16 protein-coding genes, 1 pseudogene and 1 riboswitch are annotated in these 22,746 nt (G+C 51.4%); of the genes and pseudogenes, 14 read left to right on the plus strand and 3 right to left on the minus strand.

The features are described 5' to 3' along the window. Window positions 1–27 precede the first annotated feature (27 nt). From EDM60_RS02000 to EDM60_RS02055, 12 genes are all read left to right on the plus strand, one after another. Window positions 28–1,656, plus strand: a complete 1,629-nt coding sequence (locus EDM60_RS02000) for a formate--tetrahydrofolate ligase (RefSeq protein ID WP_122962470.1) — start codon at window positions 28–30, stop codon at window positions 1,654–1,656. Between the two features lie 319 nt (window positions 1,657–1,975). Then, on the plus strand, window positions 1,976–3,433 hold the full coding sequence (locus tag EDM60_RS02005; protein WP_122962471.1) for a methyl-accepting chemotaxis protein: 1,458 nt from the start codon (window positions 1,976–1,978) through the stop codon (window positions 3,431–3,433). A gap of 222 nt (window positions 3,434–3,655) precedes the next feature. After that, a riboswitch (cyclic di-GMP riboswitch) is annotated at window positions 3,656–3,756 on the plus strand. A gap of 72 nt (window positions 3,757–3,828) precedes the next feature. Continuing rightward, window positions 3,829–5,802 (plus strand): methyl-accepting chemotaxis protein, encoded by a 1,974-nt coding sequence (locus EDM60_RS02010; protein WP_122962472.1) that lies wholly within the window; start codon window positions 3,829–3,831, stop codon window positions 5,800–5,802. Window positions 5,803–5,902: 100 nt separating this feature from the next. Next, window positions 5,903–6,760 (plus strand): transporter substrate-binding domain-containing protein, encoded by an 858-nt coding sequence (locus EDM60_RS02015; RefSeq protein ID WP_122962654.1) that lies wholly within the window; start codon window positions 5,903–5,905, stop codon window positions 6,758–6,760. 309 nt (window positions 6,761–7,069) lie between these two features. Then, window positions 7,070–8,584, plus strand: a complete 1,515-nt coding sequence (gene cshA, locus EDM60_RS02020; protein ID WP_122962473.1) for a degradosome RNA helicase CshA — start codon at window positions 7,070–7,072, stop codon at window positions 8,582–8,584. Window positions 8,585–8,689: 105 nt separating this feature from the next. Then, window positions 8,690–8,998, plus strand: a complete 309-nt coding sequence (locus EDM60_RS02025) for a PepSY domain-containing protein (protein WP_233454057.1) — start codon at window positions 8,690–8,692, stop codon at window positions 8,996–8,998. A 194-nt stretch (window positions 8,999–9,192) separates the two neighbouring features. Beyond that, on the plus strand, window positions 9,193–10,626 hold the full coding sequence (locus EDM60_RS02030; RefSeq protein ID WP_122962474.1) for a PTS mannitol transporter subunit IIBC: 1,434 nt from the start codon (window positions 9,193–9,195) through the stop codon (window positions 10,624–10,626). 63 nt (window positions 10,627–10,689) lie between these two features. After that, entirely contained in the window at window positions 10,690–12,795 is a 2,106-nt protein-coding gene (locus tag EDM60_RS02035; RefSeq protein WP_122962475.1) for a BglG family transcription antiterminator, read from the plus strand. Beyond that, window positions 12,795–13,229: a PTS mannitol transporter subunit IIA gene (locus EDM60_RS02040; protein ID WP_122962476.1), complete on the plus strand. Its 435-nt coding sequence runs from the start codon at window positions 12,795–12,797 to the stop codon at window positions 13,227–13,229. Before EDM60_RS02035 ends, EDM60_RS02040 begins: the two co-directional genes overlap by 1 nt. A 6-nt stretch (window positions 13,230–13,235) precedes the next feature. Then, window positions 13,236–14,396: a mannitol-1-phosphate 5-dehydrogenase gene (locus tag EDM60_RS02045; protein ID WP_122962477.1), complete on the plus strand. Its 1,161-nt coding sequence runs from the start codon at window positions 13,236–13,238 to the stop codon at window positions 14,394–14,396. Window positions 14,397–14,415: 19 nt separating this feature from the next. Continuing rightward, window positions 14,416–16,143 carry a phosphoenolpyruvate--protein phosphotransferase gene (ptsP, locus tag EDM60_RS02050; RefSeq protein WP_122962478.1) on the plus strand — a complete coding sequence of 576 codons (1,728 nt, stop codon included), beginning with the start codon at window positions 14,416–14,418 and terminating at the stop codon, window positions 16,141–16,143. Window positions 16,144–16,158: 15 nt separating this feature from the next. Beyond that, window positions 16,159–16,416, plus strand: coding sequence for an HPr family phosphocarrier protein (locus EDM60_RS02055; RefSeq protein WP_122962479.1), 258 nt, complete (start codon window positions 16,159–16,161; stop codon window positions 16,414–16,416). A gap of 24 nt (window positions 16,417–16,440) precedes the next feature. Here EDM60_RS02055 and EDM60_RS02060 read toward each other — a convergent pair whose 3' ends face one another. Beyond that, window positions 16,441–18,150 carry a sulfatase family protein gene (locus EDM60_RS02060; RefSeq protein ID WP_122962480.1) on the minus strand — a complete coding sequence of 570 codons (1,710 nt, stop codon included), beginning with the start codon at window positions 18,148–18,150 and terminating at the stop codon, window positions 16,441–16,443. A 114-nt stretch (window positions 18,151–18,264) separates the two neighbouring features. Beyond that, the gene (locus EDM60_RS02065) at window positions 18,265–19,335 is read right to left on the minus strand and encodes a YeiH family protein (protein WP_122962481.1); all 1,071 of its coding nucleotides are present in this window, start codon (window positions 19,333–19,335) and stop codon (window positions 18,265–18,267) included. Between the two features lie 130 nt (window positions 19,336–19,465). On the opposite strand from EDM60_RS02065, the gene EDM60_RS02070 reads away from it, so the two are divergent. Next, window positions 19,466–20,362: a LysR family transcriptional regulator gene (locus EDM60_RS02070; RefSeq protein WP_063228853.1), complete on the plus strand. Its 897-nt coding sequence runs from the start codon at window positions 19,466–19,468 to the stop codon at window positions 20,360–20,362. Between the two features lie 434 nt (window positions 20,363–20,796). On the opposite strand, the gene EDM60_RS28345 is transcribed toward EDM60_RS02070, so the two are convergent. Then, the gene (locus tag EDM60_RS28345; protein ID WP_141254108.1) at window positions 20,797–21,606 is read right to left on the minus strand and encodes a hypothetical protein; all 810 of its coding nucleotides are present in this window, start codon (window positions 21,604–21,606) and stop codon (window positions 20,797–20,799) included. 360 nt (window positions 21,607–21,966) lie between these two features. Between EDM60_RS28345 and tnpC the strand changes: the two are divergent. Next, window positions 21,967–22,713 (plus strand): annotated as a pseudogene (gene tnpC / locus EDM60_RS02085) (IS66 family transposase); the annotation flags it as partial. Window positions 22,714–22,746: the final 33 nt, after the last annotated feature.

Below are 22,746 nucleotides of genomic sequence, written 5' to 3' on the forward strand. Positions count from 1 at the left end.
TTTCGCAAGGCAGGGAGGCAGGCATGCATGAAGTCGATTGTTGAGATTGCCCAGGCAGCAGGGATCGATGAGCAGGATCTGGAGCTTTACGGAAAGTTTAAGGCAAAAATATCTGATGAACTATGGAATAAGATAAAAGATCGACCTGATGGCAAGCTGATTCTCGTCACCGCGATGAATCCGAATCCGGCCGGAGCGGGTAAAACGCTGACGACGATCGGTCTGTCGCAGTCGCTTAATTTGCTTGGGAAGAAAACGATTGCCGCTCTCAGGGAGCCATCTCTGGGGCCGTGCATGGGCATCAAGGGAGGCGCTACCGGAAGCGGCAAGGCGCAAATTCTCCCCGCAGATGAAATCAACCTGCACTTTACCGGAGACATTCATGCGATTACAGCTGCGCACAATTTGCTCGCAGCGATGATTGACAATCATATTTTCCACGGCAATCCGCGCGGCATCAATCCGAAGAAGATTGTCTGGAAACGGGCGATGGACATGAATGACCGAGCGCTCAGAAATATTGTGGTCGGACTCGGCGAAGGCAACGGCATGACACGCGAGGACGGCTTCATGATTACGACTGCTTCGGAGATCATGGCTATTTTGTGCTTGAGCGAAAACCTCGCCGATTTGCGCGACCGACTGAATCACATCATCATCGGCTACGATTATCAGGATCAGCCGGTTCGTGCGGAGGAAATCAACGCGGTAGAAGCAATGTGCGTCCTGCTCAAGGAAGCGATCAAGCCGAACCTGGTGCAAACGATTGAAGGCACGCCTGTCATCGTCCACGGCGGTCCTTTTGCCAACATCGCCCATGGGTGCAGCAGCGTGATCGGAACCAAAACCGCTCTCAAGCTCGCAGATTACGTCGTAACCGAAGCGGGCTTCGGCGCTGATCTGGGCGCAGAAAAGTTTTTTGATATCAAGTGCCGAAAAGCGGGACTGACTCCAGCGGCGGCCGTAGTGGTGATTACCGTTCGTTCGCTGAAATACAACGGCGGGGTGAAAGTGCCTGATCTGGCGGAAGAAAACCTCGCTGCATTGGAGGCAGGCTTTGCCAACGTCCGTCGCCATCTGGAGAACCTCCAAAAGTTCGGCGTACCAGCGATTGTAGCCATCAACCATTTTGCCACAGATACGCCAAGAGAGATCGACGCAGTCGTGAAGCTGTGCCAGGAGGCCGGAGCAGAAGCCGCGCTATCCAAGGCTTGGGCAGAAGGCGGCGAAGGTGCGGTCGAACTGGCTGAAAAAGTAACGCGGGCGGCAGAGCGTCCTTCGCAGTTCCGCTTTTTGTACGAAGAAGACCGCAGCGTGAAAGAAAAAATCGAGACGGTCGTGAAGGAGATTTACCGCGGTTCTGGCGTAGTCTTTTCGCCATTGGCATTGAAGACGATCCAAAAGATCGAAGACATGGGGCTGGCCCATCTGCCTGTCTGCATGGCGAAGACACCATACTCGTTTACAGATCGCGCTGACCAGCTGGGAGCACCTGTAGACTTCACCATTCAGGTGAGCGAGGTGCGGATTTCGGCGGGGGCAGGCTTTATCGTGGCGCTCACCGGAAGCCTGGTGACGATGCCTGGACTTCCGAAAAAGCCGGCAGCCGAGTCGCTGTACGTGGATGAGCACGGCCATGTAGAGGGACTGAGCTAAGCAACACAAAGGCAAAAAGCTGACACGGGCAACAAAGTGTCAGCTTTTTTTCGCGCTTAGGCAGAGCTAAACAAGCCTGCAAACCCGGTTGTAGTTGATCATGGGAGCTTTCTTTCGTTATCATAGAAGAGAACACCTATCTGTTTTGGAGGTTTTGCTGGAAACCAAAATTCTACCAAAAACAGACGGTGTTTTTCTATTTTTTTCTCGAAAGTTGGGAAAATTGCCTCAGATTATCGGTTGCATAGCGGAAAGGAGGCTCACAGCTACTCATTCATCCATCTTTTCCATACTTCTAAGATGAAGAGGAAGGTGCCATGTGGATCAAAAAACATTGATTACCAAGCAGCGCAATAAAATTGTCATTTGCATTGGATGGCTTATGGTAGTACTGCAAGTAGCGATCGATATAACACGAGGTTTAAGCCTTGCTTTTGTCATTCAGTGGTTCGTGTTTGCCGGGATTTGTTTGCTGCTGATGTGGATGAACCGCGCAGCGAAAACCATTTTGCTCATTCCGTATGTCTTGGTTGGCGTCCTTTCTCTTATTTGTGTTATGCATTTGCTTACTTTTCCCCGGACAGCCGAGAGGAGTATGCTAAATTTGTTCGAGTACCTCGCTCTTGTATCTCTTTATCCCAACTATCGCCCTGTTATTGCGATGTCAGTTGTAGCCATCATTACTGCGAATCTAGGTCAATATCTGAATGTTTATGCAGATGCAAATAATGTTCCGCTCGTCGTGGTTGCCATCATCACGATCTATGTCGCAAAGCTTAACGAGAACGTGTATTTGCAAGCGGAAAGCCGGCATAAGGAAACGCTGTTTGCTAAACAGCAAATCGAGCAAATTTTTGGTAAGGTGTTACATTCGGTGGAGACGCTTAAACAATTCAGCTTGTCGCTAAAAGATAATGTCCTTTTTACGGAACGCGTCTCTCGGGAAGTATTGACGTCTTTTTCCGAGGTGGCTAAAGGCGTGCAACTGCAGGCAGCAAGTGTCGGCGATATCTCCAACTCCGTACAAGATTCAAATCATGGAGTTCAGCGAGTAGCCGCCAGTTCGCAGCGCATGAAAGATTTAACATTAGCGACTGTGAAGGTAACGGAAGAAGGAAATGAACAGGTGTCGACGCTAACGAAACAAATGGCTCATATCAGTACGATCATCGATAAAACCGTGACGTTGATGAACGAGCTTCATGAACGAAATCAGCAAATCGGTTCTGTTCTTTCCAAGATTAGCGAGATCTCCAACCAAACCAACCTGCTGGCCTTGAATGCTGCCATCGAAGCAGCGCGTGCGGGAGAGCACGGGCGGGGTTTTGCCGTGGTTTCTGATGAAGTGAGGAAGCTGGCTGTCCATTCACAGCAATCGACGGAAGAAATAGCAGGCATATTGGTGGATATCCAAAATAAGACAAGCGACCTTGCCAAGCAAATCATTACCGGACAAGCCGCTGTTGTAGACAGTCAAAACGCTGCGCAGCACACAGAATCCATACTAAAACAAATTACAAATAACGCGAATAGCGTTGTGATTCAAGCGGGCGAGGTTGAGACGCTCATTCATGCGTTGGAGAATGGCTCGCTGCGGATTGTGGATGAAATCACCCAGATTTATAGCGTAACGGAACAATCGAGTGCGTCTGTAGAGCAAGTATTGGCGAGTGTAGACGAACAAACAGAACGGATTGAACAAATTGTGGCAAGCTTTAGAGAGTTGGAGCTGCTTACCGATACGTTAAGCAGCTTGGCTGTGGAGTCTGGGAAGTAGCTATGATCTGATAGCATCCCCTTTAAGTAGACATGGTGTGAAAAGCGCACAATGGTTTACTTGGAGGGGCTTTTTTGTAATTTTATGCAAGAAAAGTAGTTTAGCTATCAAACAAATCGGGTAAAGATTTCGTGTGGAAAAAAATCCAAGGCATTATTTGAAAGTTAACCCACATTTTTACTTTCGTGTGCTATAGTAAATTTATAAACAAAATACGACAAAAAATGACAAAGGCAAACCTGTTGAAAGGCAGGGACGCAAAGCCACGGGTCTAAGGCAAGCAGATTGCATTTCTCTGCTGCTACGATAGCCGGGTTGCCATGCCGAACGCAAAAAGGCTGTCCGGGTGGCAGTCTTTTTTGTTGTGAAAAAAAGGATAGGAGGTACACCGTGTGATGGAATCAAGTCTAAAGAAAAAGCTAATTGTCGTTATGTGCCTGCTTTTGATCATCAGCTTGGGCACGGTATGCGGGGCCAGCTACTACAGCTCTTCGCAATTGCTATCATCGAGCCTGGACAAAGAAGCTGAACTGACAGCCAGCAATCTATCCATCCGTATCGACAGCTTCTTCCAGGAAAAAATCGGAATCGTGGAAACAGTCGGGGAGATGATGTCCTCAGACAACAATTTCGAGCATGACTTGAGGCTGATTCAGGAAGCGCAAAAGAAAAACCCTGAGTTTGAAACGTTTTTCTTTTCCTATGACTTGAGCGGCAAAAAGGTCATCAACTTCAAAGGAGAGGAAACCAATCCTTCCGACCGTCCGCATTTTCAGGAAGCAGGAAAAGGCGAAGGGAAAATCATCGTATCCGAGCCGGTTGTTTCCCAACGGACAGGCAATAACATTGTGACGGTCATTTTGCCATTGATGAAAGACAACCGCCAATACGGCTATGTCGGCTCTACTATCCCAATCAATGAGATTCAAAAAACGGTTTCCGAAGAGAAATTCGGGCACAGCGGCTATGCTTTTCTCGTCAGCAAAAAAGGAACGTATATCTGGCATCCGAATAGCGAGTTTATTTTGAAGCAATCCGTGCTGGAAAGCGACATTCCTGAGCTGAAAACGGCATTTGAAGCGACGCAGCAAGGCGGGCATGGAATTATTCAATACCAGCAGGAGCAAACAGCGCAGTTCTCCTCGTACGCATCGACGAAACTGAACTGGGGCGTATTCATCACGGCTCCGGTCAAAGATTTGCACGCTCCGGTAAATGAGCTGTCGATCAAGCTGCTTGCGATTTCACTGGTTGTGTTGGCGCTCGGGATCATTTTCGTATACTGGCTGTCTGTTCGCCTGGTGAAACCGATTCAGCGTCTGAACCAAGTGGTCAATGTGGTGGCGCAAGGGAATCTCACGCAGACCGTTACGGTAGACGGCAAGGATGAGCTTGCGGTGCTTTCCCGTGACTTCAACCAGACTGTTGCCCACTTGAAAGGTCTGATTGAGGGGGTATCGCAATCTTCCGAGCAGGTGCTGCGCTTTACTCAGGAAGTATCGGCAGGCATTGAGCACGCGACGGAAAACGTCAATCGCATCGGGCAATCGATCAATCAAATTGCAGGCGGAGCGGAAGCGCAGGCGACCAGCTCCAAAGATGTCGCGCTGTCCATGAATGATATGGCAGCAGGGATCGTGAAAATCGCCGAGACATCTGCGCATGTTTCCGAGGCGGCGCGCGAGGCTTCGGAACAGGCTGAGCAAGGAACGACTGTCGTGGAGCAGGCGGTGCGGCAAATGGGCAGCATCGGCGAAGGAACGACCAAAGCAACTGAGGCCATCGAACGTTTGAACAGCCGCTCCAAGGAAATCGAAGGGATTCTCGATACGATCAGCCAGTTGACGTCGCAAATCAACCTGCTGGCTCTCAATGCGTCGATTGAGGCTGCGCGGGCTGGCGAGCATGGACGAGGCTTTGCCGTCGTGGCTGGAGAAGTGAAAAATCTCGCTCACCAATCCGAGGAATCGGCTGCGAAAATAGCGACACTGATTCACGAAATCCAACAGGATACCCGCCATGCCGTCGAAGTGATGAACACAGGCAACCGCGAAGCGCACGAAGGAATCACGATGATTGAAGAAGTCCGGGAAATTTTTGCGCATATTTTGGAGTCTTCCCGCAATGTTGCTGCCCATATTTTGGAGGTGTCAGCAGCATCGGAAGAAATGTCCGCAGGCTCCGAGCAGGTGAGCGCCTCGGTGGATGAAATGCATCACATCGCGAAGCTCGCTACTTCTGATGCCCAAAAGGTTGTGGAGGCAACAGCCGAGCAGCTTCAGGCCATTCAAGATATCGCCCGTTCCGTCGAGCATTTGAACGCCGTGACGGAAGAACTGCAACAAGGGGTTGGCAAGTTTAGCCTGTAGGTCCCATCCCTGTTAAAGGGGGGATGCGATATAAGGGATGAGACAGTTTGAACAAAGCAAGACAAACAAAGAGAGCAACAACCAGGAGGAGAAGAAACCGATGAACAAGTGGACCAAAAAAATGGTGGCGAGCACACTCGCTGCAACATTGCTGATGACTGGAACCGGAGCGTTTGCCGCAACTGCGGGAACACCGAATGGACAAGCCGTGGCGGTAGAAGCGGCCAAAAAACAGGACAATAAAAAGTTTGAGTCCCGCCTCGACGAGATCATCGCACGAGGATATATTGTGGTGGGAACGCCTGGGGACTACAAGCCATTCACATATTTGAATCCGAAGACGAACGAGTTTGAAGGCTACGACATTGACGCCATGAAAGAGTTCGCCAAAAGCCTGGGCGTAGAGGCGCGCTTTGTGCAGACTTCATGGCCGACGATGATGGACGATCTGCTGGCAAACAAATTCGACATCGCGGTAGGCGGCGTGACACGCAACACGGATCGGCAGAAAAAAGCGCACATGGGCGATCCGTACATCGAATTTGGCAAAGCGCCGTTGATTCGCGCGCAAGACAAGGACAAGTACAAGAGCCTGGCCGACATTAACAAGAAAGAAGTACGAATCGGGGTAAATCCGGGCGGCACCAATGAAAAGTTCGTGCGTGACTATTTGAAAAACGCGACCGTGACTGTCGTGCAAAACAATCTGGACATCCCGGGCCTTGTCGCAAACGGCACGTACGATGTCATGATCACCGATACGATTGAAGCGATGGTTTACTCCAAAGCAGACTCCCGCCTGTACGCTGCTTTGACCGACAAGCCGTTTACCCGCAGCGAAAAGGCGTACATGATTCCGCGTGGCGACTTTATTTTTGCCAGCTATCTCGATGTGTGGATGGACGAAATGAAGCTGCAAGGAAAATTCGATGAGCTGTTCCACAAATGGGTAAAATAAGCGTCGAGTCGAATAATCGATCGCAATGATGCAAAGCAGCAGCCCTGTCTGGAGTGTCCCGGCAGGGCTGTTTTGTTTTTTATGTGTTTCGCCGTATATTCTGACAAAAATCGGTTGATACTAAAAGGGAAATGGGCATAAATCCCGTTTGCAATTTTTCCAGATGCATGATACGATTACAGCTATGTTCTTTGTAGGGTGCTTATGTACAATCGGAGATAAAAGGGCATGTTCCGGCTGTAAGGAATAGTGCCCTTTTTTAGTGAGAATTTTATAGAAGAAGGTAAAGTAAAAGGAGACTGACGTTCATTGACTACTTTTTTTGATTTTGGATTGCATCATTCTATTGTGAGAGCTCTTGGCAACATGGGGTTTGAAGAGGCGACAGCCATTCAGGAGCAGACTGTTCCTGTAGCCTTGCAAGGCCGCGATTTGATTGGACAGGCGCAAACAGGTACAGGAAAAACCGCTGCTTTCGGTATTCCGCTGGTTGAGCGCCTGGATGAAAACAACGGCAATATTCAAGGGGTTGTACTGACACCGACCCGTGAGCTGGCTGTGCAGGTAGCAGAGGAAATCAACAAAATTGCCCAGTTCAAAAACATTTCCGCTCTGCCAATTTACGGCGGTCAAGACATTACCCGCCAAATCAAGGCGCTGAAAAAGCGCCCGCAAATCATCGTAGCGACGCCTGGCCGTTTCATGGACCACATGAGAAGAAGAACGATCCGCCTCGATGCGATCGAGATCGTTGTTCTGGACGAAGCAGATGAAATGCTGAACATGGGCTTCATCGACGATATCAAGGAAATTTTGCAAGAAGTTCCTGACAATCGTCAAACCTTGCTGTTCTCTGCAACTATGCCGAGAGCGATTCAGGAAATTGCCCAGCAGTTCATGAGCGAGCCGACGCTGATTTCCGTCAAACCGAAAGAAGTAACGGTGCCAAACATTGAGCAGCAATACATGGAAGTTGCCGAGAAGCAAAAATTCGACGTTCTGTGTCGTCTGCTTGACATTCATTCCCCTGAATTGGCGATCATTTTCGGTCGTACCAAGCGCAGAGTGGATGAACTGTCCGAGGCTCTGACCAAGCGCGGTTACGGCGCTGAAGGAATCCATGGCGATTTGAACCAGGCAAAACGCGACAGCGTGCTGCGCAAGTTCAAGGAAGGTACGATTGAAGTGCTGGTTGCGACAGACGTAGCTGCCCGCGGTCTGGACATCAGCGGCGTTACACACGTATTCAACTTCGACATTCCGCAAGACTCGGAAAGCTACGTTCACCGTATCGGCCGTACTGGTCGTGCCGGGAAGACTGGTCTTGCCATCACGTTTGTCACTTCCCGCGAGATCGACCACCTGCGTCTGATCGAGCGCGCGACAAACCGCCGTATGGAGCGTCGTTCTGTGCCTAGCATGAGCGAAGCGCTGGAAGGGCAACAACGTTTGACCGTGGAGAAAATTTTGGAGGCGTCTGGCCGCGATGACTTGAGCGCCTACAAAACATTGGCCGAGCAATTGCTGGAAGATATCGATTCCGTGACGCTCGTATCTGCTGCACTCAAGCTGCTGACCAAAGAGCCGGATCAAACTCCGGTTCGCCTGACAGAAGAAGCGCCTCTGCGTGTCGGCAAGAAAAAAGCGTTCCCGAAAGGCAAAGGCGGATACGGTTCTGGCTCCGGCTTTGGAAGCAAACGCCCACCTCGTCCACGCGGTGGAGAGTTCCGTCCTCGCAGCGGCGATTCCCGTCCGCGCAGTGGAGAATCTCGCCCACGCAGCACAGAGTCCAGCGGAAGACCATACAGCAACAAACAACGATAAGAATGCAAGAGCCGATGCGACGAAAAGCGCATCGGCTTTTTTTGCATACAAGCGGGGCGGCAGGGCAAACTACTGATTGATTTGGAGGAAGGAGTGAGTGCAATCATGAAAAAGTCGATTGGCTGGACCACAGCCATTGCGCTGGCAAGTATACTTGGAACAGCCATGCCAGCCCCGCTGCACGCTGAGAAAGCACAGGCAACAGACGTAAAGCCGATGCGAATTACAGAGGAGCAAGCGAAGCAAATCGCTTTGCAGCAAATAAAAGGACGCGTGCTGCACTCGGAGCTGGATACGGAAAATGGCGTGCTGGTCTATGAGTTTATTATTCTTACCGACCAGAACCAGGTGTACGAGGTAGAGGTCAATGCGGAAACAGGAAAGGTCATGAAGGTGGAGAGAGAAGATTTTTGAGGAAAAAGAGACTTCTGCTCGTCGGAGCGGGAGTCTCTTTTTTTGCTGCTATTAAGTTTTGGCAACAATGAGAACGACAAATGCGAGCTTTGATTTTGTTGTGGCGCGTATGTAAACGCTTTATATTTGAGGTGTGCACATTATCTGTTTAATCATGTCAACATTTTTATAGAAAAGGTAAAGGAGGGTCCAGTATGGAGAATTTGGCGACAAAGAACCAGTCTTCTGGTGGAGTGCGCGTCTCGGTACAAAAATTTGGACGGTTTCTCAGTGCGATGGTCATGCCAAACATCGGTGCGTTTATTGCCTGGGGATTGATTACGGCATTGTTCATCCCGACAGGATGGCTGCCTAACGAAAACCTGGCGAAGCTGGTCGGGCCGATCATTACGTATTTGCTGCCGCTGTTGATCGGATACACGGGCGGGAAAATGGTTCACGATGTACGTGGTGGTGTCGTGGGGGCTGTCGCCACGATGGGGGTCGTAGTCGGGTCAGATATCCCGATGTTTTTAGGGGCAATGATCATGGGGCCTCTGGGCGGTTGGGTCATGAAAAAAGTCGACCGACTGTTCGAAGGCAAAATTCGCTCCGGTTTTGAAATGCTGGTCAACAACTTTTCCGCCGGGATTATCGGTGCATTGCTGACGCTGCTCGCTTTCCTGGCGATTGGCCCGGTCGTGACGGGTCTTAGCAAGGCGCTGGCATCAGGCGTGCAGGTCATCGTCAATGCAGGGTTGCTCCCGCTGGCGAGCATTTTGGTCGAACCGGCAAAAATGCTGTTCCTCAACAACGCGATCAATCACGGTATTTTCAGCCCGATTGGTCTGGATGAAGCGGCGCGCACAGGAAAATCGATCTTTTTCCTGCTGGAGACCAATCCTGGCCCAGGTTTGGGAATCCTACTGGCATACTGGCTGGCAGGTCGAGGCAATGCCAAGCAATCGGCGCCAGGTGCTGTTATCATTCACTTCTTCGGGGGGATTCACGAGATTTACTTCCCTTACATTTTGATGAATCCGCGTCTCGTTTTGGCGGTAATCGGCGGCGGGATGGCAGGGGTCTTCACCTTTACGCTGCTCGGCGCAGGGCTGGTGGCACCGCCATCGCCAGGCAGTATCTTCGCACTCAGCGCCATGGCTCCGCGCGGCGGTTTGCTCCCGGTATGGGCAGGGGTCGTTGCCGCAACCGTTGTCTCGTTACTCATCGCTTCGGCTTTGTTGAAAATGAGCAGCAAGACCGAAGAAGACGAATTGGACAAGGCGACAGAGAAAATGCAGGAGCTGAAAGGCAACAAGCAGTCGGCAGCAGCAGGGCAAGAAGCTGCGGCAACAAAAGAAATCGCGGCAGCGGACGTGAAGAAAGTGGTGTTTTCTTGCGACGCCGGAATGGGCTCCAGCGCGATGGGAGCAGCTTCCTTGCGCAAAAAGTTCAAGGATGCCGGAATTGGTGAAATCACCGTCATCAACACAGCTATTAACGATATCCCCAATGATGCCGATATCGTGATTACACACAAGTCGCTGACAGAGCGGGCGAAGGCAAAAGCACCGACTGCCGAGCACATCTCGATCGATAACTTCTTGAATAGTCCGGAGTATGACAAGTTGGTCAAACGACTGGGGTAAAAGGGGATCAACGCTAGTGAAAGCTAGCGTTTTCCCTCTTTGGCGTTAAGGAGGGAACACGGCATGCAAGTATCCTCGCGACAGCGATCCATCATGGAGATTTTATTGCAGGAGGAAAAGGGCATCACCGTGGCGCAGATCGCCGAGCGAATCGGCGTAAGCACCCGGACCGTACACAGGGAGCTGGACGCATTGGCCCCGCTCTTTGCGAAAAACGAACTGGAGCTGGTGAGAAAGACGGGGGCCGGGGTGGAGGTCGCAGGGACAGCGGAGCAAAAGCTTGCTTTGAAAATGTCTGTTTTGCACCAAACGACGACCGAATTTACCGCAGAGGAACGCAAGGCGATTATTATGTGCTCCCTCTTGGCAGCCACGGAGCCAGTCAAGCTGATCTCGCTCGCCATTGATCTGAAAGTGACGACTGCTACGATCAGCCACGACCTGGACGACCTGGAAGAGCTTTTGGGACGGTACGACCTGACTCTTTTGCGAAAGCGGGGATACGGCGTCGAACTGCTGGGAAATGAAGCTTCCAAGCGAAGGGCGATCAGCCGTTTGATAGCCGAGCACCTCGATGATCATGAGCTGATCGGGGTGATCAAGGAGAACATTCAAAACAAGACGACACGGGACATGGATTCGATTTCCCGGCGTCTGCTCTCCCTGATCGATCGGGATAAGCTGATCAAGGTGGAAAATGCTCTCAGTCATCTCGAAGCCGAACTGCCGTACCCACTGGCAGACAGTGCCTACATCGGCCTGGTTGCCCATTTGGCCTTGGCGATCGAGCGAATCGAAAAAGGCGAGAAAATTCGCTTCGACGAGCATACGTGGAACGAGCTAATCGGAACGCCGGAGTTTGTGATTGCCGAAAACATCATGGAACGGCTGCGGCACATTTTTCAGATGGAGATTCCTCGGGATGAAATCGGGTATATTACGATGCATTTGCGAGGAGCGAAGCTGCGCCATTCCCACGACGATTACGTCTGGCCGGAAAATACGGAGCTTGCCGCTCTGACTGGGCGATTCATCGCTTTGTGCGAAGAACGGCTCGGGCTTTCGCTGCGAGACGACTCTTCCTTGTTTCACGGGCTGTTGACGCACTTGGAGCCAGCCTTGTACAGACTCAGGCGTAAGATGGAGATTCACAATCCGATTCTCGGTCAAATCAAGCAAAACTACCCGGAGCTGTTTGCGGTTGCCAAGGAAGCGATGGCAGCGCTTTTGCCGGAATTGCCAGTGCCGGACGAAGAGATCGGTTACCTGGTCATGCACTTGGGAGCGGCGCTGGAACGAGGCAGGCAGGAGCAGCAGCGATACCGGGCGCTGGTCGTCTGTTCAAGCGGAATCGGTTCTTCGAAAATATTGGCGACGCGCATCAAAAAAGAGATTCCCGAAATCGTCAGCTTGAAAAACTTGTCCATGTTCGATGTAGGAAGTGTGCCGCGAAGCGATTACGACCTGATTATTTCTACCTTGCCGCTGTCGTTTGATCCGGCGGAATACGTAGTCGTCAGCCCGCTTTTGCCGCAGGATGATATTCAAAAGATCAAGTTTCATTTGCATAACCGCCCTGTTCAAGTAGAGCCGATGAAAAAAAGCAAGGGAATGCCGCCAAAAGGGAAGCAAGCGCAGGCGCAGTTGAAGTCGATGCAGCTGTATGCCGCTTTTGCCAACCAGATCATCGACGGTTTACGGCAAAGCACAGTGAGCAATGTAGCGCGCGATATGCCCAGCGTCCTGCACGATATTTGTTCGGAACTGGAACAGCGAGGGGCGATATACGCTGTCGATCCGGTCGTGCAGCAGCTGATTGAGCGCGAAAAGCTCGGCGGACTGGGAATACCGGGAACGGCAATGGCCCTGTTTCACGGCAGGAATGAGGCGGTAACGACGGCTTCGTTCACGATTCATTTTCTGGAGCAGCCTGTGCGGCTAAGATCGATGGATGAAGAAGAGATGTCCGTTGATTTGCTGTTGCTTTTGCTCGGGCCAAAAGAAGTGCCCAAGGAAGGGCTGGAGGTGCTCAGCGAGGTCAGCTCGCTTTTGATTGAGGAAGAGATGCAGGAATTGTTGAAGACAGGAGAAATACAGCACATTGCTGATTATATAGCAGGCAAGTTGTATGCCTTTTGCCTGAAAAAGACTGGATGGGAGAGAGTGTAATGAAAAACATACTGACTACAGAAAAAATCATGCTGAATGCCAAAGTAGCAAACAAGGAAGAAGCGATCAGACTGACGGGCGAGCTGTTGGTGCGCGCTGGTCACGTCACGGCGTCTTACGTTGAAAAAATGCAGGAACGCGAAGGATTGGCAACTACTTATATCGGCAGCGGTGTAGCGATCCCGCACGGAACGAACGAAGCCAAGGCAGATATTCTATCCACAGGGATTTCTGTCGTGCAAGTGCCGGACGGCGTTGATTTTGGCGAAGGAAATGTGGCGTATTTGCTGGTGGGAATTGCGGCCGTAGGAGATGAGCATCTGGAGGTGCTGTCCAATATCGCTATTCTTTGCTCCGAGGAGGAAAACGTGAAACGGATCGTCCATGCTTCCTCTGCTGAAGAAATCATTGCGATGTTCACAGAGGAGGTGTAAGCGCTCATGCTGGCAGTCCATTTCGGAGCAGGGAATATCGGTCGGGGCTTTATCGGACAGTTGCTGAGCCAGGCTGGCTACGAAGTCGTGTTCGTCGACGTCAATACGGCATTGGTTGATGAGCTTAACCGCAGAAAAATGTATCAAGTGCAGCTGGCAACGGCAGGAAATCCGCAATCCGTCGTGGAAGGAGTGCGTGCGATTCACGGTCAGGATATGGAAGCGGTCGCTGCTGCCATCGCTTCCGCCGACTTGGTGACGACTGCTGTAGGGCCAAATGTCCTCGGCCCGATTTCCGGAGCGATTGCGGCGGGAATCGAGAAGCGGCTTGCCGACAATCCGCAGCCATTGAACGTGATTGCTTGCGAAAACATGATTGGCGGAAGCGCCAAGCTGAAAGAGCACGTTTTTGCCCGGCTTGCGGAACCGCTTCAGGCGAAAGCAGAGCAGTTGATCGGGTTTCCGAACGCGGCTGTAGACCGCATCGTGCCGATTCAGCAGCATGAAGACAAGCTGCTGGTTACTGTCGAACCGTTTTTTGAATGGGTCGTAGACCGTTCGCAAATGGTTGGAGAGGTGCCGCAGATTGAAGGAATCACTTATGTGGACGACTTGGCTCCGTACATCGAACGAAAGCTGTTTACCGTAAATACGGGCCACGCTGTAATTGCCTATATGGGCTACCAGTTGGGGATGACAACGATTGATCAGGCTATGCAACACGAAAAGGTCGCCAAGGCTGCCAGAGGCGCTCTGCAGGAAACGGGTGCCCTGTTGACCGCCAAGTACGGTTTTGACGCACAGGCACACGGGCAGTACATCGAGAAAATATTGGGGCGCTTTGCCAATCCGCTGCTCTCGGACGACGTTGTCCGTGTGGGACGCTCGCCGCTTCGCAAGCTCTCACGGCATGACAGGCTGGTTGGCCCTGCTCTGGAATGCATGGACAGAGGAATCCGTCCCGAGCATTTGGGGATGGCGATTGCAGCGGCGCTGCTGTTTGATTATCCACAGGACGAAGAGGCGGCGCGCATTCAGTCAGATTTGAAGCTGTACGGTTGGGAATATGCATTGCACAATTGCACAGGCATTCCGGCAGGCCATCCGCTTGAGGAAGTCGTTCGCAAACAGGCGCGGTTGATGCAGGAGTGGACAAGTACCAAGTAAAGAAGGGTGGGTGCGGGGGATGTCCCAGAAAATCGTAGGTGTAAAAGCTTCTGTGGGGATTGCCATTGGCAAAGCGTTTTTGCTTGCGGCTCCTGACATGCAGATCAAGACGGTGGCAATTGAAGATGCTGCCAGCGAAATTCATCGCTTCGAGGCAGCGCTTGCGCGGGCAAAGGCAGATTTGCAGGAAATTGCCCAGCGTGTGGAGACAGAAATGGGCACAGAGCAAGCCGACATTTTCAGAGCCCATCTGCTCGTCCTGGAGGACCCGGAGCTTGTCGATACCGTCAAGGACAAGATTACGCAGGAGATGACAAACGCGGAGAGCGCGCTGCATGATGTGGCGCAAGCGTTTATCGGCCTGTTTGAACAAATGGACAACGACTACATGCGGGAACGTGCGGCGGACATTCGCGACGTCACGAAGCGTGTATTGGCATATTTGCTTGGAGTGAACTTTTTTCAACCCAGCTCATTGACGGAGGAAGTCATTATCGTGGCGGAAGATTTGACGCCGTCGGATACGGCTCAGCTCAACCGTCAATATGTAAAAGGCTTCGTGACCGACATTGGCGGGCGCACCTCGCACTCGGCTATCATGGCGCGCTCGATGGAGATTCCGGCTGTAGTCGGGACGCAGAACATTACGAGTGCTGTCCAGGCTTCTACGCTTATGATTGTGGACGGGCATGAGGGCGTCGTCATCATCGATCCGAGCGAAGAAGAGGTCGCGCACTATACGCGCAAGCAAGCAGAAGACGCAGAGCAAAAGGCCGAGCTGGCAAAACTCGTTCACAACCAGACGGTTACGGCAGACCAGCATCACGTGGAGCTGGCAGCCAACATCGGAAGTCCGGCAGATGTGGCAGGAGCGCTGGCGAACGGCGCAGAAGGAGTCGGGCTGTTCCGCACCGAATTTTTGTACATGGGCCGGGATGATTTCCCGACCGAGGAAGAGCAGTATGTTGCGTACAAACAAGTGCTGACGAGCATGGGAGACAAGCCTGTTGTCATTCGCACGCTGGACATCGGCGGAGACAAGCATCTGTCCTATCTGGACATGCCGGAAGAGATGAATCCGTTTCTGGGCTATCGCGCGATCCGCCTGTGTCTGGACAGACAGGAGCTTTTCCGCACGCAACTGCGCGCCTTGCTTCGCGCCGGGGTGCATGGCAACCTGAAAATCATGTTCCCGATGATTGCGACACTGGAGGAGTTCCGTCAGGCGAAAGCGATCCTGGAAGAAGAAAAGCACGCCCTGCAAAATAGCGGTGTAGTTGTATCCGATCGCTTCGAAGTGGGTATCATGATTGAGATCCCTGCTGCTGCCATGATGGCAGATGTATTCGCGCGTGAAGTGGACTTTTTCAGCATCGGCACCAATGATCTGATTCAATATACGATGGCAGCCGATCGAATGAACGAGCGGGTTGCGTATTTGTACCAACCTTACCATCCGGCTGTCCTGCGGCTTTTGCGCAATGTGATTCAAGCCGGGCACAAGGAAGGAAAATGGGTAGGAATGTGCGGCGAGATGGCAGGCGATCCTGTTGCCGTACCGATTCTGTTGGGACTCGGCCTCGATGAGTTCAGCATGAGTGCGAGCAGCATTTTGCCCGCCCGCAAGCAGCTGAGTCTTCTTTCCCGAGAAGAAATGGAAAAGCACATCGACACCATTTTGCAAATGAGTACGTCCGCGCAAGTAGAGGCGTTCGTCAAAACAACGATCATGAAAGATGGCATCTAAGGAGGCAAGATCATTATGGTGGAGAAAAAAATCGTCGTTCAACTGGCGCACGGCTTGCACGCCAGACCAGCGGCCAACTTCGTGAAAACAGCCACGACGTTTTCCAGCGAGATCAAGATTGTCAAAAACGAGAAGACGGTCAACGGAAAGAGCATCATGGGCATCATGGCTTCGGCGATCGCCAAAGGCGAGGAAATTACGCTGATTGCTGATGGCGTAGACGAAAACGAAGCGATTGCTGCTTTGGAAGCGGTGCTGACTTCCCAGGAATAGTGTGAATAACGTGCAAAAGCTCCCTTATCCGGGGAGCTTTTTTGTTTGGTTATCTACTGCTGAAAAAGGGGTCAGGCGTTTGGCTTGTCGCTGCTCATCGAGCAAAAGCTCTAATTGGGTGCGGACTTGTTCGACATAGGGAGTGGACAGGGCAGGGAAGGCGAGGTTGTGCATTTCCCACGGGTCTGTCGTGAGATTGTACAATTCGTATTCCGGTTCGATCGGCGGGGGAGGCTGGCCCGGTGCAGAGGGTGCAGCAAAATAACGGGAGTATTTCCACAGCTCCCAATGCCCATCTGTGGGCAAGTAAGCTATTACGCTTTCCAACAAGTTAGGCTCGATCACAGAGTGGTAAGGCTGACCGAGCAGACTGACTTGATGCTGGCCTTTTGTCACATCATCCTCTGACATGAAGTAAAGCGGGCCGAAATCATCTGGCTGTATCTCGCCGCCACTGACAATCAGCGATGAAAAATTATTTCCCACGAAAGGGCGGGTTTCGCTGTGAGTCAGCTGCAATTGTTCGGCGAGTGCGGGCACGTCGACTTGCACGCAGCCGAGCAAGGTCGGGAGGATATCCACATGGCTTGTCAGCATTTCAGTAGACAGCGACTGTGGAAAAAGCAACGGATTGTGGATAATGAGCGGAATGTGGATGGCTTCTTCGTAGGCGCAATACCATTTTTGATGGAGATTGCCGTGGGCGCCGAGCAGTTCTCCGTGGTCCGCTGTGAAGACAACGAGCGTTTCCGGGTAAAACGATGTCGCCGTCAACGCTTGCAGCACGCGCATGACCTGCTGGTCGGCGTTTTTTTGCAATTGAAAGTACAGACGGCGGTAAAAGGCGTCGTCAGAGATGGGCTGGAATGCTTGTGGATAAACATCGCGGTAGCTCGCCTGGCAGCGAGGTTTCGTCAACAAAGATTCGTTTTGCGTCGGCGAAGGCGGAATGTCGGGGATGGAGTCATCCACATGAAAGCGAAAAAGCGGAACTTGAGCGGAGATATCCCCATAAAGAGCGATATCGTGTGGATTGACGAAAGAGGCGACGACAAACCATGGCTGATACTCATCAGGGTGCGCCAACTGTTGTTTCTCCTGTTCGAGCCAAAACAACAGATGGATCATCTCGCTGCCGTACACGACGTCTCGCCCGTTTACACCGATGGCAGCGGAGGAGCCGGAATTGTGTGGCGCTCTGCCGTGCGGTTCAGGGCCGATCCAGCCGGAAAAGCCGTATCCGTCCAGCCGATCCGCCAGCCAGTACAAGCTTTCTTTTTGCGGATCGGGAATCCCTGTGACGGAGTCGTAGCTCAGAACAGGGACATGCGTGCCCGGTATCCAAATATCGCCGTCGGAAATGTGCCATTTGCCTTTGTAAAACGTTCGATAGCCCGCCGCACGGAAGTAGTCGCCCATCGTCGGCACGGTGTTGGGATCGAGCCAAAACATGTCGCTGTCCGGGGAGCGTTTGGCGACGCCGCTCGTCTGCGTGACCCCGTGCAGAGAAGGGTATTGGCCTGTGAACAGCGTCGTTCTGCTAGGCGAGCAGGCTGTTGCGCCTGCATAGTGGCGCTTGAACTCCATGCCGTGCCTGCGCAAAAACGAGTGGGCAGGCAGAGCTTCCTCGCGCCATATGCGCAAGCTGCTCTCCTCGTACGCTGGCGGAAACCGTTCCTGGTCGACGATGATCAACAGGATGTTCGGACGTGTCTTGAAAGCACAACTCGACATATCGACGCCTCCAGATGAGATGTACACACTGTTATCAACATATGGGGATAAGCTTTGTCCTTATCCACAAAAAAATCGCCTCGCTGTGCGCAAGGCGACATGATTGTTCCACAGTTAAATCAACACGTAAGAGAGCAGTGACAAAAGCACGGAGGTGATCGACATGGCAATCAGCGGTTTCGCTGCTTTCGTGCGCAGGGCACGCAGATTGACGTTCAGCCCAAGGCCAACCATTGCCATCGTGAGGACGAAGGTGGTCACGTGGGCTACTCCGGCGTTGAAGGACTCGGAGACGGGAATTTGTTTTCCCAGCACATAGCTTCCAAACAGGCTCATGACGAGAAAGCCGATCAAAAACCAGGGGAACTCGACTTTTGCTTCTCCTTGCAGTTTGCCGCTGCGTTTCATCCAGAACATCAGGAGAAAACAGAGCGGAACCAGGAGGAGGACGCGGCCCAGCTTGGCTAAAAGCCCGATCGCCAGACCATCCTGCCCGGCGGGAGCGGCAGCGAGTGCAACGTGGGCGATTTCGTGCAAGCTGATGCCGGACCACATGCCGTAATCAATGGCAGTCAGCGGCAAAAACGGGCGCAGTACCGTGTAGAGAATCGCAAAAATGGTTCCGACCAAGGCGATAATGCCTACGCCGATGGCGGTGTCTTCCTCTTTGGCCTGAATGATCGGGGAAACGGCGGCAATCGCTGCCGCTCCACAGACTCCTGTCCCGACGCCGAGCAAGAGGGAGAGGGAGGCGTCGGCTTTCAGCCATTTGGCGAGCAGCACAGTAAGCGCGATAGCGAATACGATGACTCCGGCGTCGTAGACGAGCAAGCCAAGACCTTGGTGCAAAACGACATCGACATTCAGCTTGAGACCGTACAAGATGATGGCGAGCCGCAGCAAGCGTTTTGCCGAGAACTGAATGCCAGCGCGCAACGCCTCCGGATAGCCCCAAAACTGGCGATACGCCACCGCAATCAGGATGGCACAGGCGAGTGGCCCGACCCGGTCAAAGCCGGGAACTTGAGCCAAACCGTAGCCGAGCACGGCAACGAGAAACGTAAAGGCGACGCCCGCTATCCACAGCGGAAGCGAGGCGGGAGTGTTTGTATGCTTGCTTTTGGATTGAGCAGATGGATGATGGCTGTCGTTCAATGGCGCGCTTTCGTTAAGCGGGGAAGCCATTGCAATCACTCCTTGAAAAGTTTTGACAACCAAAGCATAAAACAACTGTTACAATAAGAAAAATAAATGATTGATATAATGACAATAAGTAATTTTGTATAGTAGAGACAATCGAGGGAGGGAGGCTTGCGTGGATCAGCAATTGCGTGTGTTTGTCACGGTGGCAGACAGGCAAAACTTTTCGCGGGCCGCAGAGGAATTGCACATGACCCAGCCTGCGGTTAGCCAATACATTTTGTCGTTGGAGCGGACGATCGGAACCAAACTGTTGGAGCGCAGCAACAAATACGTCCGGTTGAACAAGGCGGGCGAAATTGTTTACCACCATGCCCGGGAAATATTGGGGCTGTATACGCGCATGCAAAGCCTCGTCGATGACTTGATGAACACGCCGAGCGGGCATTTGACGATTGGCGCCAGCTATACGTATGGCGAGTACGTCCTGCCACATGTGATCGCCAAGCTGCGCAAGGACTATCCGCTGATCACTCCGACGATCACGATTCACAATTCAACCGTGATTGTGGATCTGGTGGCAACCCGGCAGCTTGATGTAGGGATCGTCGAAGGGGAGTACGTCAATGACAAAATGTGCATCGAGCCTTTTGCCGACGATCGCATGTACGTGATTATCTCTCCCGGTCATCGGCTGGCGAGCAAACAAGAAGTCAGCATCCATGATTTGATGGAGGAAACCTGGATCGTGCGGGAGGAAGGCTCAGGAACGAGGGAGGCGGCGGAAAAAATGTTTCGTCAGCTCCAGTTTCAGCCACAGAAGCGAATGGAGTTTGGCAGTACCCAAGTCATTAAGGAATCGGTCGAGGCTGGCTTGGGGATCAGTCTGCTCTCGTATTGGGCGATTCGCAAAGAACGTCAGCTCGGCACGCTCTGTACGCTGAAAATAGCGGGAACGCCCGTGACGCGGGACTTTTCGCTGGTGACGAAATCGAACGAATTTCAGACGCGGGCGCTGGAAATTTTCATGGACCTCATTCGTTCCCATCTGCCAGAAGGATCGCACGTATAAAAAGGGAAGCAGCACCGTCGATCAGACGCGCTGCTTCCTTTTTATACGTGCGATATATGCGCGACTTTCAGCGGGCGGGGGAGCTTTTCGGAGAGCAGATTGCTTTCACTCATGAGTTTCCGCCAGAGGGCAGAGCGAGCGTCAGGCGGAAGGTGGTGCCAACCGAGCCGCTCTGTACCAGCGTCCCGGAATTGTTTTTTGTATTTACTCCCAAAAATGGTAGACTGTAAAAATTGTGCTAATGACAAAACTTATGGCTACGTAAATGATAAAGTATCTTATGTTGAACAAAATCTTTAAATTATGTTGTTTCGTTAAGTATTCATAAAATGTAGTAACAAAGTGAACAAGCAAAGCGATTGACATAGCATAAAAAAATTTTTTCAAGAATACGCTTATCATGCTGAATCCTTTCTTGTCCCAGAATATTTATCCTATGTTATCATTTTATCCATTCTATCGGAAGAGCGGCGTGAGCTTTCAGTTTTCTCAGGTCTTTCTCTTTCTTTTTCCCTTCTTTCTTCTCTAAAAGATGTTTTATTATCGAGAGTTTCATTAGCATGAATTGGAGTAGTTATGATGGACTTATTGAGAAGCTCCAGTCCGACACCCTTTACGCCGTTTTGTTTGTAAGCATTCTCTAAATCTTTCACGAGAGGTTTTACAATGGTTTCTGCTCCTATGTAAACCCCTACTCCAACTAAGCCCCCTCTAATTCCTGATCCTACCGTATCAGGTTTTGGTACACGTGGACCAAGGTTCTGATTTATTTTAGATGCAGCCTGTGCAGTTTTTGACTTTTCATTATATATTTGCGTACTCTTGTAGATCTCTCTGCCAGCACCAACAGCAGCAGCTACACCAACCCCTTTATAATTCATGCCATAGGCTTCTTTATCTTTGTCGGCTTTAGAGTTTGACGAGGAGCTGTTTGTGTGTTGATTACCGCTTGGACTATATCCATGGGCTTCTTTATCGTTCGTAGGTTTTGACGAGCTACCACCGCCAGCAGATGTACTTTCAGCATTTACACGGGTTTGCACTGTAGGTTTTTCTAGTTCTTTCTTATAAGCTTGTTGAGCGGCTGGGCTAATTTGAACCGAGTCACTTTTCGGTTTTGCTGGCGTAGATGCTACATCATTTCGAGGTGGAGTACTAGTAGTAGGGCTAATAGCTTTAGAACTCTGAGGAGTACTATTCTTGCTTGGCGTTGGTGTGTAATCACGAATAGATATATTTTTCATGCGAATATTCACTTCTGTAATATTCAATTTAGATGTACACAAGGATTTTCTTATGAAAACCCAAAAATGTAAATATTTAGTTATCTACTAAATTCGACATTTTGTCCTATTTCATAGAATTTAACTAGCTTCCAGTAAGGTAAAATAGTATTGGTTTTGTCGAAGCTTGTCTAAGTTTTTTTGGTTTTTACAGTACTCAACTTTCGCAGTGCGAAAATCGGCTTAACTTTAGGTACAGCTTAGATTTAAGATCAATTGGATGTACTGCTTGAAAAATAGAAGGACACCGCTTCGTTTGGTAAAGTGATGCAGAAGTACGTGGACAGCCAACCGTTGTACAGACAGGAGCAGCAGTTTGTCCGCATGGGGCCGCCCATCTGCTCTACGATTACCGGACAACGCGCGGCGGTGAGCATCCCCGGAACTTTCTGGCGGGGTTTGGCGGCTATCTTCACGTGGACGGCTATGCCGGTTACCACAAGGTGAAGGATGTCACCCCTCGTTGGATGCTGGGCGCATGCGCGTCGCAAGTTTGACGAGGCGTTGAAGGCGCTGCCCGCCTCCCCAGACAAAGACGAAACAGCAGTTCAGCAAGGGCTTCAATTCTGCAACCAGCTCTTTGCCATTGAGCGGGAACTGAAGGACGTGACACCAGAGGAACGTTATACCGTCCGAATGGAGCGAAGCAAGCCCATTTTGGACGCTTATTTGGCATGGTTGCGTCAGTAACGCCCCCGAATGCTTCCCAAAAGTCTGCTGGGGCAGGCGATTGCCTACAGCCTGAATTAGTGGGACAAGCTGACGACGTTTTTGCAGGATGGGCGGCTCGAGATTGACAACAACCGCAGCGAGCGGTCGATGAAGCCGTTTGTGATCGGACGAAAGAACTAGCTGTTCGCCAATACGCCTCGCGGTGCAAAGGCGAGCGCAATCATCTACAGTGTCATCGAAACAGCCAAGGAGAATGGACTGAACCCGTTCAAGTACTTGACGTACCTATTCGAACAACTCCCGCAGCTTCCCGTTCTGAAAAATCCAGAAACCCTGGATAGTTTGCTGCCTTGGTCGCCGTCGTTACCGCTAACTTGCCGCGTGTTCAACTCTTGACCCCAGCATAGACCAGCAACAAGGTGGGGGCTA

The sequence above is a fragment of the Brevibacillus parabrevis genome (assembly GCF_003710905.1).
Taxonomy (GTDB): domain Bacteria; phylum Bacillota; class Bacilli; order Brevibacillales; family Brevibacillaceae; genus Brevibacillus; species Brevibacillus parabrevis.